Raw genomic sequence first — 14367 nt, 5'->3', positions numbered from 1 at the left:
GAGATATTGTAAAAGTTCTTATTTATACGATTTTTTATAGATTTCTAAAACTTCATCATCTGTAAGTGGGCGAACATCGAAACGGTAGAATCCTCCTGCTATGTCTCTTGCGTTGGTAACCATTTCCGGTAAATCTTCCGGCTTCATACCCCAGTCGCTTAGTTTAAGGTTGTCCATACCGCATTCTTTTTTCATCAATGCAAGTGCTTCAAGGAAATCACTTGGCCTGTTGCTCTTCTTTTGAGTCATTACTTCCGCCATCTTCATGTAGCGTTTCATGCAGTCATTCTTGAAAGTTTCGAAGTAAGCGTCACTCAGTGCTATAAGTCCTGCTCCGTGTGGAAGTTCAGGGTATTTTGCACTCATGGCATGTTCCAGCGCATGTTGTGACACACATCTTGATGTCGCTTCCACCAATCCGGCAAGGGTACTTCCCCATGCCACTTTTGCTCTGGCTTTCAGGTTACGTCCGTCTTTTACTGCAACCGGCAGGTATTTATAAAGAAGTCTGACTGCTTCGAGTGCATAAAGGTCGCTGATAGGTGTTGCGCAATTTGCAATAAAGCCTTCCGAAGCATGGAAGAATGCGTCAAACCCCTGATAAGCTGTCAGTTGAGGTGGAACAGAAAGCATCATTTCCGGGTCTACGATTGACAGTCTTGGGAATGTATATTGACATCCGAAACCTATCTTTTCAGTTTTCTCAGTGTTTGTTATAACTGTCCATGGATCTACTTCTGTACCTGTACCGGCTGTGGTAGGTATGGCTATAACAGGCAGTGCACATTTAACAGGACGTCCTTTGCCCGAGCCGCTCTGGATGTAGTCCCAATAGTCACCGTCATTGCATGCCATTACTGCTATGGCTTTGGCTGAGTCGATAGAACTGCCACCTCCGAGTCCGACGAGCATGTCGCATTTCATTTCACGGCAGATGGCTGCACCTTCCATGACATGGTCTTTTATAGGGTTTGGAAGAATCTTGTCATATACTATTGAATCCACATCGTTTTCTTTAAGCAGTTCAATCACCTTGTCCAAATAACCGTATTTGCGCATTGATGAACCTGCAGAGATAACAATCATGGCCTTCTTTCCGGGTAGTTGCTCTGTGGCAAGATTCTTAATTTCGCCACATCCGAACATCAACTTGGTAGGTATGTTCAGACTGAAAACAGGATTTGTATTCATAATGTCTATAGTTTTAAAGTTCGTATTTTCAAAATTAAGCAATTATGTTGATAATAGGTCATGCTTAGAGTTAAAAAATACTATTCATTCATAGGCAATGATGATAAATATTCGTTGTTGCATTATTTAGTGATACCTTTGCTGCCTGTAATAAACAGTATATGCAATGAAAACTATAAAAAAGAGTTTCCCTGTTTTAGGAATGAGCTGTGCCGGATGTTCGGCCCGCGTAGATAAGACTTTAAACAAACAACCTGGAATAATAAGTGTATCGGTAAATCTGGCTGCAGCTATGGCTACAGTGGAATATAATCCAGAGGAATGTACTCCTGAGCAGTTGAAGGAAGCTGTTAAGAAGATAGGTTTCGACCTTATCATAGAGGAAAAGAAAGAAACGCAGAAGGAGATGGATGAAGTTCGCAAGAGTCATTACAGGTCGTTGAAAATGCGTACTTTGCTCGCTGTCGTACTGTCTGTTCCTGTATCAGTGATAGTTATGTTTTTTCATGATATGCCATATGCATTGCAAATAATGGCAGTGCTTTCCGCTATTGTGGTTTTCGGATTGGGGAACAGGTTTTTCGTGAATGCCTGGAAACTTCTTATTAAAGGGGGAGCCAATATGGATACGCTTGTGGCATTGAGCACAGGAATTTCTTACTTTTTCAGTTTGTTCAATATGGTTTTTCCTGAATACCTTCTTCGTCATGGGATAACTCCTCATGTCTATTTCGAGGCGGCTTCAATGATTGTGGCCTTTATTCTTCTTGGGCGTACTTTGGAGGACAGGGCTAAGGGAAATACAGCTGATGCAATAAAGAAACTTATGGGGCTCCGGCCTAAGAAAGTGACAGTGATGATAAACGGCACGGAGGTGGAAACAGATATAAACCGCCTGATGGTGGGCGATACGGTAGTGGTAAAGCCGGGTGAGCGTATTGCTGTTGACGGGACAGTTGTTACCGGAACATCGTATGTGGACGAAAGTATGTTGAGCGGAGAGCCTGTAGCTGTATTGAAGGAGAAAGGCTCTAAAGTGTTTGCTGGAACAATCAATCAAAAAGGAAGTTTCAGGTTTGTAGCCGATAAAGTTGGAAGTGAAACAGTTCTGGCACAAATTATCAAGATGGTTCAGGAGGCTCAGGGAAGTAAGGCACCTGTACAGAAACTTGTGGACAAAGTGGCAGGTATATTTGTTCCTGTTATAATATCAGTAGCTTTACTTTCGTTTGTTCTTTGGGTTGCTTTTGATGCAGAAAGCGGACTTACTCATGGTTTTCTTGCTGCTGTGACAGTCTTGGTTGTTGCTTGTCCATGCGCCTTAGGACTTGCCACACCTACAGCCATTATGGTAGGTATAGGCAAGGGTGCGGAGATGGGAATACTTATCAAGGATGCTGACAGTCTGGAGATAGCCCGCAAGGTTGATACCGTGGTACTTGATAAAACCGGAACTATCACCGAAGGCACTCCCGTTGCTACAGACTGGGTGTGGACTGATGAAAGTGAGGAACTGAAATCTATATTATGCGGACTGGAGAAACATTCCGAGCATCCATTGGCAATGGCGGTAGTAAATGGTCTTGAAGTGGAAGCTGCTGAAATAACCGGTTTTGAAAGTATTACAGGAATGGGAGTGAAGGGCTTTCATGGAGGGAGAACATACATTGCAGGAAACAGGCGTTTGATTTTATCCTGTGGAATTGTCGTTTCTGCAGAAATGGAAGAAAAAGCGTCATTGCTTTCATCTCAGGGTAAGACGGTTATATGGTTTGCCGATAATGAGAGAGTATTGTGTCTCTGTGCCATAGCAGATAAGATGAAAGATACTTCTTCCGGAGCCATAGATAGATTACAGAATATGGGTATAAAGGTAGTGATGCTTACGGGTGATGCAGATGCTCCGGCACGCTATATGGCTGAACTGTCCGGAGTGGACGAGTATAAGGCAGATGTCACTCCTCAGCAAAAGGCTGAGTTTGTACGTTTGTTACGTTCGCAAGGAAATATCGTTGCGATGGCCGGCGACGGGATAAACGATAGTGCTGCCCTTGCCGAGGCTGATTTGAGTATCGCCATGGGAAAGGGTAGCGATATCGCCATGGATGTGGCAAAGGTGACGATTATTTCATCCAACCTTGAGAAGATAGCAGACACTATAAGTCTTTCGCGACATACTGTACGGACTATCCGTCAGAATCTGTTCTGGGCATTTATATATAATATAATAGGTGTACCTGTAGCAGCCGGTGCCTTATATCCTATAAACGGTTTTCTGCTTAATCCGATGATAGCAAGTGCTGCAATGGCCATGAGCAGTGTCAGTGTCGTGACTAATAGCTTAAGACTGAAAAGGTTTAATAAATAATGACCTGCGTTTATATAAATCCATATGTGACTTATATAAACGCAGGCCTTTTTATGTGGTTACAATACTTCTCAGTAATTGTCAGAACTTCTTTACCCTGATATGGCAATAAGGTTCGCCGCCTGTCTTGTCGTAGTAATGTTGATGATATTCTTCTGCTTTCCAGAATTGTGATGCCGGTGTGAGGGCAGTATTGACTTCATAACCTTTATCCCGTAAGATGGAAATCACCTTTTCTGCTTCTTCTTCTTGAGAATTGTCAAGATAAAAAATCTCACTCCTGTATTGTGGACCTATGTCGGGGCCTTGTCCGTCTGTCTGTGCAGGGTCATGTATCTCAAAGAACAGTTTGCATAAATCCGTATATGAAATCTTTTCGGCATCGTATTCCACCAATACAGCTTCCGCATGTCCGGTAGTGTGAGCCTTGACTTCCTGATATGTAGGGCTCTCTTTATGTCCGCCAATGTATCCTACTGTGGTACTTATTACGCCTATTGCCTTTTCCATCTGGTGCTGTACTCCCCAGAAACATCCGCAGGCAAAAATCGCTTTTTCAGTTTTCATGATTTTTGTTTGTTTTATAAATGTAGATTTCTCATTCTTTAAGCAAATCGCCTATTGCTGCTATAAATGCAGTCGCTTTTGGAAGTAATTCATCTATTTCTTCAGCACTTGAATAGGCGAAATCATCATAATCGCTACTATGTCTTCTTTCAAAAAGTAGAGAGAAATACCTTCCTAATTCTTTGGGTAAACGACCGGTTGCTACAAAATGCATTCTTATAACGGTAAGCCGCTAATGTCCTCTGGTTTTCAATGCTCATCTGCTCTTTCATAACACAATACCTTCATTTTTAACATTAATGTGGAAAGGGGTCAGGAATGGTATGTTATCCCACATCTTTTTCAATATAACTCTTGCGTTAATTTGTACACCGGTTTCTATTTCAATGTCATAAAGTGGAGCGATAATTCTTTCCTCTTCTGATACAGACAGATGATTGCCGTCCACCAGTACTAATAAGTCTATGTCACTATCCGGTCTGGCATCGCCACGAGCTTCACTTCCGTACAGAATAGCTTTTGCATTTGGGGCTACCTGACGCATTGCTTTACGAATTTGTTCAACTATTTGTGGACGTTTCATTTCATTTGGATTTTTTGATTCAGAACAAAGTTATACAAGAAAAATCATAATTACAAGAAAAACAGGGTATAAACGTGTTAAGAAAGTTTTTTAGGAGTATTGTTTTATAAATGAATGTACAAACATACAAAAAGATTTTAACTTGTGTCACCATATATCCGTTTATCTGTTACCTTTGCGAAATAAACCATTGAAAACATATCATTATGAGGAAAATAATATTATTTTTCATTATATCTTTTTCGGCTTTGTATCATTCTTACGGACAGACGTATAATGAGGTAGTGGACCGTGCAATGAAATGCGCTTTGTGCGACAGCCTTGTTCAGGCTGAACAACTTTTCCGACAAGCATTGAAAATGGACTCGAACAACGCACGCAATGCATTGCTCTTTTCTAATTTAGGAACTGTACTTAAGCGAATGGGGCGCACTGATGAGGCTATCGAGGCATATACAATGGCTCTAAACATCACTCCTTATTCTACGGCCATGCTTCTTAACCGCGGCACTCTTTATCTTGATAAAGGGCTTGACTCGAAGGCATATGTCGATTTCTGCAATGTGATAGACCTTATACCTGAGAATATTGAGGCACGTCTTTATCGTGCATATATTTATATGCAGCGTCGCGAATACAAGGAGGCAAGAATAGACTATAATGTGATTGTCGGGAAAGAACCGTCGCACAAGGCGGCCCGAATCGGTCTTGCAATGCTTGACCAGCTTGAAGGCAATCTTACTGCAGCCCGTGACAAACTGAATCTTCTTATAGGTGAGTTCTCAGACGATGCATCACTTCTTGTCATGAGAGCGAATCTTGATTTGGAAAGGGGATATCCTGAATCGGCTGTTCTTGATTTGGAGGAGGCTTTGCGCGTTAATCCTGATGATGCGGAAACTACGGTGCAGTTAGGTGATGTTTATCTTTCATTGAAGCAAAAAGGCAAGGCGCTTAATGCATATGAAAAGGCTATAAGTCTTGGAATACCACGTTCTGCTCTCATGGAGCAGATAAAGAAATGCAAGTAATGAAAGCTGCATTATTTCATGAATGATGAAATGTTACATTTACAGATAATTATGTCTATAATGCTGTTATATTGCTTCTGAAAACGGTGGATGTAACATACAGAATATAATTTGTAGCAAATTTTTTCTCCATGTAACATTACATAAAGTTTTGGTATCGTGCGGAAATGTATTTGAGAACATGAATTTGTATTTTTGCCTACAGTAAAAATTAAAATTTATGAAAGCACTGATATCTTTAAAGAGAATTATTACTTTATGTATTCTGTTTGTATCATGCAGCACACTTTCGCAGGTAAAAGTCAGTTTGCCAAAACTGATTTCTGATGGAATGGTTATCACAATAGAAGGCAGTGCAAATGATTAACAGAATATTATTAGGCTTGTTTTTCTGTGGATGCGGTTTAACCGCATCTGCAGAAAATGGAAGTAATCTATGGCTCAGACAAGAACCGTCCTGTCAGGCTACGGTGGTTTGTGATATAGCCTCTCCTGTCATTGATGTAGCACGCAAGGAATTGGCTTCTTTTTGGAAAGGAGGGGAGGTGATATTACGCATAAGTGCCGACCGCGAACACTATGGACTTGGTGATGAAGGCTATACCATACGCTCGGCCGGTAATGATATAATACTGGAATCATCTGCAGAGAAGGGGCTGCTTTATGCAGCCTACCATCTGTTACGTCTGCAGGCTGAAGGAAACGACTGTAAGAACCTGAATATATCAGAAAGCCCTCTTTATGAATATAGAATACTTAATCATTGGGACAATATAGACGGTACGGTAGAACGAGGTTATGCTGGAAAGTCACTTTGGAAATGGGAAGAACTGCCTTCTGTGATATCGCCCACATACGAAAAATATGCACGTGCAAATGCTTCTGTCGGTATAAACGGAACAGTCCTCAATAATGTGAATGCTTCGGTTGAGATTCTTTCCGATAAATACCTTGATAAAGTTAAGGCACTGTCGGATATATTCCGTCCTTATGGTATAAAAGTATATCTGTCAGTTAATTTCGCTTCTCCGATGAAGCTTGGCGGACTTGACACAGCCGATTCTATGGATGAAAAAGTTGCGGAATGGTGGAAAAGAAAAGTTCACGAAATATATTCCCTGATACCTGATTTCGGAGGCTTCCTTGTAAAAGCCAATTCTGAAGGGCAGCCGGGGCCATGCGATTATGGACGTACACATGATCAGGGAGCAAATATGCTTGCTTCGGCATTGAAACCGTATGGCGGAATAGTGATGTGGAGAGCTTTTGTCTATAGCCCTACGGATGATGACAGAGCCAAGCAGGCTTATCTTGAGTTTAAGCCGTTAGACGGAAAGTTTCTCGATAATGTAATAGTGCAGGTAAAGAACGGACCTATTGACTTCCAGCCACGTGAGCCTTACAGTCCGCTGTTTGGCAGTATGCCCCACACTCCGCTTATGGTGGAATTTCAGATTACTCAGGAATATTTAGGACACTCCAACCATCTGGCTTATCTTGCTCCGATGTGGAAATAGTTTTATGAATATGTGTCGCCATATTCCATTAAGGCAGTAGCCGGAGTGGCTAATATTGGAGATGATGTCAACTGGTGCGGACATGATTTTGCACAGTCCAACTGGTATGCTTTCGGCCGGTTGGCCTGGAATCCTGAACTGTCATCATCGCAGATAGCGAGGGAGTGGCTTGTGCAGACATTCACTGATGAATCGGAATTCCTTAATCCTGTGGAGGAGATGATGCTTGAGAGCCGTGAAGCAGTTGTGGACTATATGATGCCTCTCGGACTACACCATATTTTTGCCTGGAACCATCATTACGGACCTGAACCATGGTGCGAAATTCCAGGGGCAAGAGCAGACTGGTTGCCTTCATACTATCATTGTGCCGACCGTGAAGGCATAGGATTTGACAGGACGACAACCGGAAGTGATGCCGTCTCGCAGTATCCTGACTCTCTGGCTACTGTCTTCAACTCCCTGTCTTCGTGTCCGGAAGAATTTTTGCTTTGGTTTCATCATGTTTCATGGGACCATAAACTAAAGTCAGGCAATACTTTATGGGATGAATTGTGTTATAAATATCAGGCAGGTGTGGAAAAGGCTCAGGAGTTTTGTGAAGTCTGGAATCAGACGTCTGATTATGTAGGCAGCGAGAGATATCAAGCCATTGCCAATCGTTTGAAAATACAGGCTGATGATGCTGTATGGTGGAAAGACGCATGCTTGGAGTATTTCCGTACATTCTCCCGAATGAAATATCCTTCCGGAGTAGACAAACCGGTGTTCAGACTCAAGGAACTTAAAAAAGTCAAATTGCCTATCAGCAATTATGAGTGTCCGTCTGAGGATATATTGCCCCGTAAATAATCACCATAGATAGATCCTTTTTCAGAGTGTCAGGACCCGTCGGAAAAACGCTTCGTCGTTTCAATCTAAATGACCGTTCATTTTAGTTGAAACGACGAAGCGTTTTTTATTTGTGTATTTTTATCAGATATTCTTATTCCTGTTTTCTTCTGTTTTTACCTTTCTCAGCAGGTCGGATGCAAAGATGAAATTGTTCAGTCTTTCATTTGTTGCAGTGAATACATCGTCCTTTGTTCCGGACCATTCCTTGTGTCCTTGATAGATGTAAAGAATGCTGTCGCCTATACCCATAACGGAGTTCATGTCGTGTGTATTAATGATTGTTGTCATATTGAATTCCGTCGTAATGTCGTGTACCAATTCGTCTATCACTAACGATGTCTTAGGGTCAAGACCGGAGTTCGGCTCGTCACAAAACAGGTATTTCGGATTAAGAGCTATTGCTCTGGCTATGGCAACACGTTTCTGCATACCTCCACTTATCTCGCCGGGAAATTTATTTTCTGCATCAAGCAGGTTTACCCTGTCAAGACAGAAACGGGCACGGCGAACTCGGTCGCGATAAGTATCTGTAGAGAACATATCAAGAGGGAACATCACATTCTCCAGTACTGACAGAGAGTCAAACAGAGCCGCACTCTGGAATATCATTCCCATTTCCTTACGCAGAGTTTTTTTCTCGCACTTGCCCATCTGCAGAAGATCTCTGTTGTCGTACAGAACCTCACCTTTTTCCGGTGTCAGCAGACCTACGATACATTTCATCAGAACGGTCTTTCCCGAGCCGCTTTGGCCTATTATAAGGTTGGTCTTTCCGTTTTCGAATGTGAAATTTATGTCTTCAAGAACCGTTTTGTCCTCGAATGACTTGCTTATGGATTTTACTTGTATCATCCCATTAATAATTGAGTGAGAACTAAATCGGAAAACAATATAAGCACGCTGCTTGATACCACTGCGTTTGTGCTGGCCTTTCCTACTGATATTGAGCCGCCGTCTACGGTATAGCCGAAGTAAGCCGATACGCTGGCTATGATAAATGCAAAGAACAGCGATTTGATGAAGCTGCACCAGATGTACCACTCTATGAAGCAGTATTGCAGACCGAACTCAAGGTCGGTGGCGTTCATTATTCCGGCGAACCATGCCGTACAGAATGCTCCTATGATACCGGCAAAAATACTGAATATCACGAGGAACGGTATCATGGTCATAAGTCCGAGAATCTTTGGCAGTATGAGGTATGATGCCGAGTTTATACCCATTGTCTCGAGTGCGTCTATCTGTTGGGTCACTCTCATTGTTCCTATCTCGGAGGCTATGTTAGAGCCTACTTTTCCGGCAAGGATAAGACACATGATGGAGGATGAGAACTCAAGAAGAAGGATTTCGCGGGTAGTATAACCCACAACGAAACGTGGCATCCACGGGCTCTCGATGTTCAGCTTAATCTGTATGCATATCACGGCTCCGATAAAGAACGATATAAGGAGCACTATACCGATGGAGTTTATTCCGAGCTGGTACAGTTCGTTTACATACTGTTTAAAATATACTCTTATCCTTTCCGGGCGTGAAAATACCCTGCCCATCAAGATGATGTATTTACCTAAAATGCTTATCGGTTTTATCATGACTGTTTTATAATTTGATGCAAAAGTACTGTTTTTTAGCTATTAAATAATAAAAGATAGTATGATTTTAATATAAATGACCATATAACCCAAGAATTTTACTACTTTTGTGCCCAAAATTGGCTATATGGAACAATTGAAAGATAAAGAATACGAAGATAAGTCGGCTGACATAAATATGCAGGCCGATAATAGTGAGAGCATGGTGCTTCGTACGGAGAATCTTGTCAAGAAATATGGTAAACGAACTGTGGTGAATGATGTTTCGATAAACGTCAGGCAGGGAGAAATTGTAGGACTGCTCGGTCCGAACGGTGCAGGAAAGACTACTTCGTTCTATATGACTACAGGACTTATAGTTCCGAATGAGGGACATATCTTCCTGAACGATGAGGATATCACTTCTTATCCGGTGTATAAGCGTGCACAGAAAGGTATCGGCTATCTGGCTCAAGAAGCTTCCGTGTTCCGCAAAATGAGCGTAGAGGATAATATCGCTTCTGTGCTGGAACTGACAAACAAAAGTCCGGAATATCAGAAAGAGAAGCTTGAGAGCCTTATTGCGGAGTTCAGACTGCAGAAGGTGAGAAAGAATCTCGGCGACCAGCTTTCGGGTGGCGAACGCCGAAGAACGGAGATTGCGAGATGTCTTGCCATAGACCCTAAGTTCATAATGCTGGACGAGCCTTTTGCCGGAGTCGACCCTATCGCTGTGGAAGATATCCAGCATATCGTGTGGAAACTGAAGGATAAGAATATAGGTATTCTGATTACTGACCATAACGTACAGGAAACTTTGAGTATAACCGACAGAGCTTATCTGCTGTTTGAAGGAAGAATTCTTTTCCAGGGTACTCCTGAGGAACTGGCCGAAAATAAAATTGTGCGTGAAAAGTACTTGAGTAATAGTTTCGTGCTCAGGAAAAAGGACTTTCAGATGCAGAATATACGTGAGTAATTCATACCCGCTACGGAGTGCTTGAAATTTTTTTTGTACTGACTTTTTGGTAGTTGCAAGATTAAACACTATTTTTGCACACCCCAAAAAGGTTTACACTTTTGAAAATAAGAATAATAATTAATATAAAACACTTAAGAAATGAATATTTCATTACAGAATGTAAGCAATGTAAGTGCTGTACTTACTGCGCAGATTGAAAAAGCAGATTATCAGGAGAAAGTTGAAAAAGCGTTGAAGACTCTTCGTCAGAGAGTTAATATGCCGGGATTCCGTAAGGGTATGGTTCCAATGGGACTTATCAAGAAACAGTATGGTGTTTCAGTTCTTTTGGAAGAAGTTGATAAACTGTTGCAGGAAAAAGTTGGTGAATATATCCGCGAGAATAAAGTAAACATGTTGGGTACTCCACTTCCAAAGGAAAACAACGCTAACTTCGAAACTGACGAAAACTTCGAATTCTCTTTCGATATCGCTTTGGCTCCTGAATTCTCTATCGAATTGTCAAGCAACGATACTGTAGATTACTATGATATCGACGTTACTGACGAAATGGTAGAACAGCAGGTTAATATGTACAGACAGCGTACTGCTAAATATGACAAGGTAGAAGACTATCAGGATAAGGATATGCTGAAAGGTCTTTTGGCTGAACTTGATGAAAACGGAAACACTAAAGAAGGTGGTGTTCAGGTAGAAGGTGCAGTTATGATGCCTTCATACATGAAGAACGACGACCAGAAAGCTATCTTCAACGGTGCTAAGGTAAACACTGTATTGGTGTTCAACCCATCTGTAGCTTTCGATAACAACGAAGCTGAACTTGCTTCTCTTCTGAAAGTTAAGAAAGAAGAAGTTGCTAACTACAAAGGTAACTTCAGCTTCCAGATTGAAGAAATCACTCGTATGATTCCGGGTGAATTAAATCAGGAATTGTTCGACCAGGTTCTTGGCGAAGGTAAAGCTTCTAACGAAGAAGAATTCCGTGCTCAGGTTAAGGAAAGCATCGCTACTCAGTTCGTAGCAGACAGCGACTATAAGTTCCTTATCGACTTGCGTACTTACACTATGGGTAAGGTTGGCAAATTGGAATTCGCTGACGATTTGATGAAACGTATCATGCTTGACAACAACAAGGAAAAAGGCGAAGAATACGTGAACGAAAACTACGATAAGAGCCTTGAAGAACTTACATGGCACCTGATTAAGGAAAAACTCGTTGAAGCTAACGGTATCAAGATTGAGCAGGCTGACATCCAGAACATGGCTAAGGAAGCTACTCGCGCTCAGTTCGCTCAGTACGGTATGATTAACGTTCCTGAAGAGTTGCTTGAAAACTACTCTAAGGAAATGCTTAAGAAGCGTGAAAGCGTTGAAGCACTCGTAAACAGAGCAATCGAATCTAAGCTTGCAGCAGCTGTTCAGGGTCAGGTAACATTGAACCACAAAGCTGTATCTGTAGAAGATTTCAACAAAATGTTTCAGTAATAAAATTCCAGGCTGAAGTTAATTGCTGAGGCTTATTATAATGGAAGAGGCTTTTAACCGAGGCTTTTCCGGTTGGTGCAAGCTCTTGTCCTGTACTCGGAAAAGAAATGGCTAAAAGTCTCTTTCTGTGTTTTTTACAAGTAAAATAAATAAAATTATGAACGATTTCAGAAAATATGCAACCAAGCATTTGGGTATGAGCAGTATGGTGCTTGACGATGTTATCAAGTCACAGGCCGGTTATCTGAATCCTTATATCCTCGAAGAAAGACAGCTGAACGTAACTCAGCTCGACGTGTTCTCTCGTTTGATGATGGATCGTATCATCTTCCTTGGAACAGAGATAAATGATTACACTGCCAATACTTTGCAGGCTCAGTTGCTGTATCTTGATTCTATAGACTCAAGCAGAGATATCTCTATTTATATAAACTCTCCCGGTGGCTCAGTATATGCCGGACTGGGTATTTATGACACTATGCAGTTCATCAGCAGCGATGTAGCTACATTCTGTACAGGTCTTGCTGCATCTATGGCTGCCGTATTGCTTGTAGCCGGTCAGGAAGGCAAGCGTTCTGCACTGACACACTCGCGCGTGATGATTCATCAGCCTCTTGGAGGTGCTCAGGGACAGGCTTCTGATATCGAGATTACTGCACGCGAAATATTGAAGTTGAAGAAGGAACTGTACACTATCGTGGCAGAACATTCGCATACTGATTTCGACAAGGTGTGGGCTGACTCGGACAGAGATTACTGGATGACTGCACAGGAGGCTAAGGAGTATGGTATAATCGATGAGGTTATGTCACGCAAGCCTTCTTTGTAAGCCCTGAAACTTACAAACAAACAACTAAGAACTAAATACTTATTGTCATTGGAAAATTCAAAAACAACAAGAAATAAGAACAGATGCAGCTTTTGCGGACGTACGGAGAACGAGGTAGGTTTTCTGATAACGGGAGTGAGCGGTTGCATTTGTGACTCATGCGTGGAGCAGGCTCACGAGATAGTGAAGGAAGCCAATATGCATTTGCATGCCGGAAAGAGTGGAAACTTTCGTCTGGAGGAATTGCCTAAACCGACGGATATCAAGAACTTCCTTGACCAGTATGTAATAGGTCAGGATGATGCAAAGAGATATCTGTCAGTGGCTGTATATAATCATTATAAACGTCTTCTTCAGGTATCGGACAATAATGATGTGGAGATAGAGAAGTCCAATATCATTATGGTGGGTGGTACCGGTACGGGAAAGACGCTGCTGGCACGTACGATAGCTAAACTATTGAAAGTACCATTTACCATTGTCGATGCAACGGTTTTGACAGAGGCCGGATATGTGGGTGAGGATATAGAAAGCCTTCTTACACGTCTGCTTCAGGTAGCCGACTACAATGTGGAGGAAGCGGAACGCGGAATCGTGTTTATTGACGAGATAGACAAGATTGCGCGTAAGGGAGACAATCCTTCTATAACAAGAGATGTGAGCGGCGAAGGTGTTCAGCAAGGACTGCTCAAATTGCTTGAAGGCTCTATCGTGAACGTTCCGCCACAGGGAGGAAGAAAGCATCCTGACCAGAAGATGATTCCTGTCAATACAAAGAATATCCTGTTCATCTGCGGAGGTGCATTCGAAGGTATCGAACGCAAGATCGCACAGCGTCTGAATACAAACGTAGTAGGATATAACTCTGTGAAGGAAGCTGTGAAGATAGACCGTAGCAACATGATGCAGTATATCGCTCCTCAGGATTTGAAATCGTTCGGGCTTATACCTGAAATAATCGGACGTCTGCCTATATTGACATATTTGAATCCTCTTGACAGAAATGCATTGCGCAACATCCTGACTGAGCCTAAGAACTCTATTATCAAGCAGTATATAAAGCTTTTGGAGATGGATGGAGTGAAACTTGTGTTCCAGCCTGAAGTTTTGGAATATATAGTAGACAAGGCGGTCGAATACAAGCTTGGTGCACGCGGACTTAGATCTATCGTGGAAACTATTATGATAGATGTGATGTATAATGTACCGTCAAGCAATGTCAGCGAATTTGTTGTTACGCTCGAATATGCTAAAGAACAGATGGAGAAGTCAAATATATCCCGTTTGCAGTCTGTTTAAATATTGAAAGAAAAAAATGCATGTTTTGACGATTTTTTTTCTTCATTTAT

Annotated in this window: 13 protein-coding genes and 1 pseudogene; 8 read left to right on the top strand and 6 right to left on the bottom strand. The window is 41.9% G+C overall.

Going from position 1 to position 14367, the window contains the following annotated elements; genetic code table 11:
* Positions 1-18 precede the first annotated feature (18 nt).
* Positions 19-1191, bottom strand: coding sequence for an iron-containing alcohol dehydrogenase (locus QZ379_RS01445; RefSeq protein ID WP_291557424.1), 1173 nt, complete (start codon positions 1189-1191; stop codon positions 19-21).
* Positions 1192-1357: 166 nt separating this feature from the next.
* On the opposite strand from QZ379_RS01445, the gene QZ379_RS01440 reads away from it, so the two are divergent.
* A complete protein-coding gene (locus tag QZ379_RS01440; protein WP_291557422.1) occupies positions 1358-3559 on the top strand; it encodes a cation-translocating P-type ATPase in 2202 nt (733 codons plus the stop codon).
* Positions 3560-3640: 81 nt separating this feature from the next.
* Here the strand turns inward: QZ379_RS01440 and msrA are convergent, their stop codons facing one another.
* From msrA to QZ379_RS01425, 3 genes are read right to left on the bottom strand one after another with little or no spacing between them, the layout of a single operon-like run.
* Positions 3641-4126 (bottom strand): peptide-methionine (S)-S-oxide reductase MsrA, encoded by a 486-nt coding sequence (msrA, locus tag QZ379_RS01435; protein WP_291557419.1) that lies wholly within the window; start codon positions 4124-4126, stop codon positions 3641-3643.
* Positions 4127-4157: 31 nt separating this feature from the next.
* The gene (locus tag QZ379_RS01430; protein ID WP_291557416.1) at positions 4158-4340 is read right to left on the bottom strand and encodes a HEPN domain-containing protein; all 183 of its coding nucleotides are present in this window, start codon (positions 4338-4340) and stop codon (positions 4158-4160) included.
* A gap of 54 nt (positions 4341-4394) precedes the next feature.
* Positions 4395-4709 carry a nucleotidyltransferase domain-containing protein gene (locus QZ379_RS01425; RefSeq protein WP_291557412.1) on the bottom strand — a complete coding sequence of 105 codons (315 nt, stop codon included), beginning with the start codon at positions 4707-4709 and terminating at the stop codon, positions 4395-4397.
* Positions 4710-4915: 206 nt separating this feature from the next.
* On the opposite strand from QZ379_RS01425, the gene QZ379_RS01420 reads away from it, so the two are divergent.
* The 3 genes and pseudogenes from QZ379_RS01420 (at position 4916) to QZ379_RS01410 (ending at position 8109) form a co-directional block, all read left to right on the top strand.
* Positions 4916-5740: a tetratricopeptide repeat protein gene (locus tag QZ379_RS01420; RefSeq protein WP_291557409.1), complete on the top strand. Its 825-nt coding sequence runs from the start codon at positions 4916-4918 to the stop codon at positions 5738-5740.
* 220 nt (positions 5741-5960) lie between these two features.
* Complete coding sequence (locus tag QZ379_RS01415) at positions 5961-6107, top strand: hypothetical protein (RefSeq protein ID WP_291557406.1); 147 nt, start codon at positions 5961-5963, stop codon at positions 6105-6107.
* Positions 6100-8109 (top strand): annotated as a pseudogene (locus tag QZ379_RS01410) (alpha-glucuronidase). Before QZ379_RS01415 ends, QZ379_RS01410 begins: the two are co-directional and overlap by 8 nt.
* A gap of 123 nt (positions 8110-8232) precedes the next feature.
* On the opposite strand, the gene QZ379_RS01405 reads toward QZ379_RS01410, so the two are convergent.
* Together QZ379_RS01405 and QZ379_RS01400 are read right to left on the bottom strand one after the other, a co-directional pair.
* Positions 8233-9003: an ABC transporter ATP-binding protein gene (locus QZ379_RS01405; protein WP_291557403.1), complete on the bottom strand. Its 771-nt coding sequence runs from the start codon at positions 9001-9003 to the stop codon at positions 8233-8235.
* Positions 9000-9743 (bottom strand): ABC transporter permease, encoded by a 744-nt coding sequence (locus QZ379_RS01400; protein ID WP_291557401.1) that lies wholly within the window; start codon positions 9741-9743, stop codon positions 9000-9002. The genes QZ379_RS01405 and QZ379_RS01400 overlap by 4 nt, the downstream gene beginning before the upstream one ends.
* A gap of 178 nt (positions 9744-9921) precedes the next feature.
* On the opposite strand from QZ379_RS01400, the gene lptB reads away from it, so the two are divergent.
* The 4 genes from lptB (at position 9922) to clpX (ending at position 14317) form a co-directional block, all read left to right on the top strand.
* Positions 9922-10701 carry an LPS export ABC transporter ATP-binding protein gene (gene lptB / locus QZ379_RS01395; RefSeq protein ID WP_291557479.1) on the top strand — a complete coding sequence of 260 codons (780 nt, stop codon included), beginning with the start codon at positions 9922-9924 and terminating at the stop codon, positions 10699-10701.
* Positions 10702-10842: 141 nt separating this feature from the next.
* Positions 10843-12189 (top strand): trigger factor, encoded by a 1347-nt coding sequence (tig, locus tag QZ379_RS01390; RefSeq protein WP_291557398.1) that lies wholly within the window; start codon positions 10843-10845, stop codon positions 12187-12189.
* Positions 12190-12346: 157 nt separating this feature from the next.
* Positions 12347-13018, top strand: a complete 672-nt coding sequence (clpP, locus tag QZ379_RS01385) for an ATP-dependent Clp endopeptidase proteolytic subunit ClpP (protein ID WP_235326815.1) — start codon at positions 12347-12349, stop codon at positions 13016-13018.
* 48 nt (positions 13019-13066) lie between these two features.
* Positions 13067-14317 (top strand): ATP-dependent Clp protease ATP-binding subunit ClpX, encoded by a 1251-nt coding sequence (clpX, locus tag QZ379_RS01380; protein ID WP_291557389.1) that lies wholly within the window; start codon positions 13067-13069, stop codon positions 14315-14317.
* Positions 14318-14367 lie beyond the last annotated feature (50 nt).

It is taken from the genome of Bacteroides sp. (assembly GCF_019417265.1).
Classification (GTDB): Bacteria; Bacteroidota; Bacteroidia; order Bacteroidales; family Bacteroidaceae; genus Phocaeicola.
This window is presented reverse-complemented; position numbering and strand designations above follow the sequence as displayed.

What these genes read in the sequence shown, in the direction of transcription:
- clpP (WP_235326815.1), top strand. Translation starts at nt 12,347, where the DNA reads ATGAACGATTTCAGAAAATATGCAACCAAGCATTTGGGTATGAGCAGT.
- QZ379_RS01445 (WP_291557424.1), bottom strand. Translation starts at nt 1,191, where the DNA reads ATGAATACAAATCCTGTTTTCAGTCTGAACATACCTACCAAGTTGATG.
- msrA (WP_291557419.1), bottom strand. Translation starts at nt 4,126, where the DNA reads ATGAAAACTGAAAAAGCGATTTTTGCCTGCGGATGTTTCTGGGGAGTA.
- QZ379_RS01415 (WP_291557406.1), top strand. Translation starts at nt 5,961, where the DNA reads ATGAAAGCACTGATATCTTTAAAGAGAATTATTACTTTATGTATTCTG.
- tig (WP_291557398.1), top strand. Translation starts at nt 10,843, where the DNA reads ATGAATATTTCATTACAGAATGTAAGCAATGTAAGTGCTGTACTTACT.
- QZ379_RS01430 (WP_291557416.1), bottom strand. Translation starts at nt 4,340, where the DNA reads ATGCATTTTGTAGCAACCGGTCGTTTACCCAAAGAATTAGGAAGGTAT.
- QZ379_RS01440 (WP_291557422.1), top strand. Translation starts at nt 1,358, where the DNA reads ATGAAAACTATAAAAAAGAGTTTCCCTGTTTTAGGAATGAGCTGTGCC.
- lptB (WP_291557479.1), top strand. Translation starts at nt 9,922, where the DNA reads ATGCAGGCCGATAATAGTGAGAGCATGGTGCTTCGTACGGAGAATCTT.
- QZ379_RS01405 (WP_291557403.1), bottom strand. Translation starts at nt 9,003, where the DNA reads ATGATACAAGTAAAATCCATAAGCAAGTCATTCGAGGACAAAACGGTT.
- QZ379_RS01400 (WP_291557401.1), bottom strand. Translation starts at nt 9,743, where the DNA reads ATGATAAAACCGATAAGCATTTTAGGTAAATACATCATCTTGATGGGC.
- QZ379_RS01420 (WP_291557409.1), top strand. Translation starts at nt 4,916, where the DNA reads ATGAGGAAAATAATATTATTTTTCATTATATCTTTTTCGGCTTTGTAT.
- QZ379_RS01425 (WP_291557412.1), bottom strand. Translation starts at nt 4,709, where the DNA reads ATGAAACGTCCACAAATAGTTGAACAAATTCGTAAAGCAATGCGTCAG.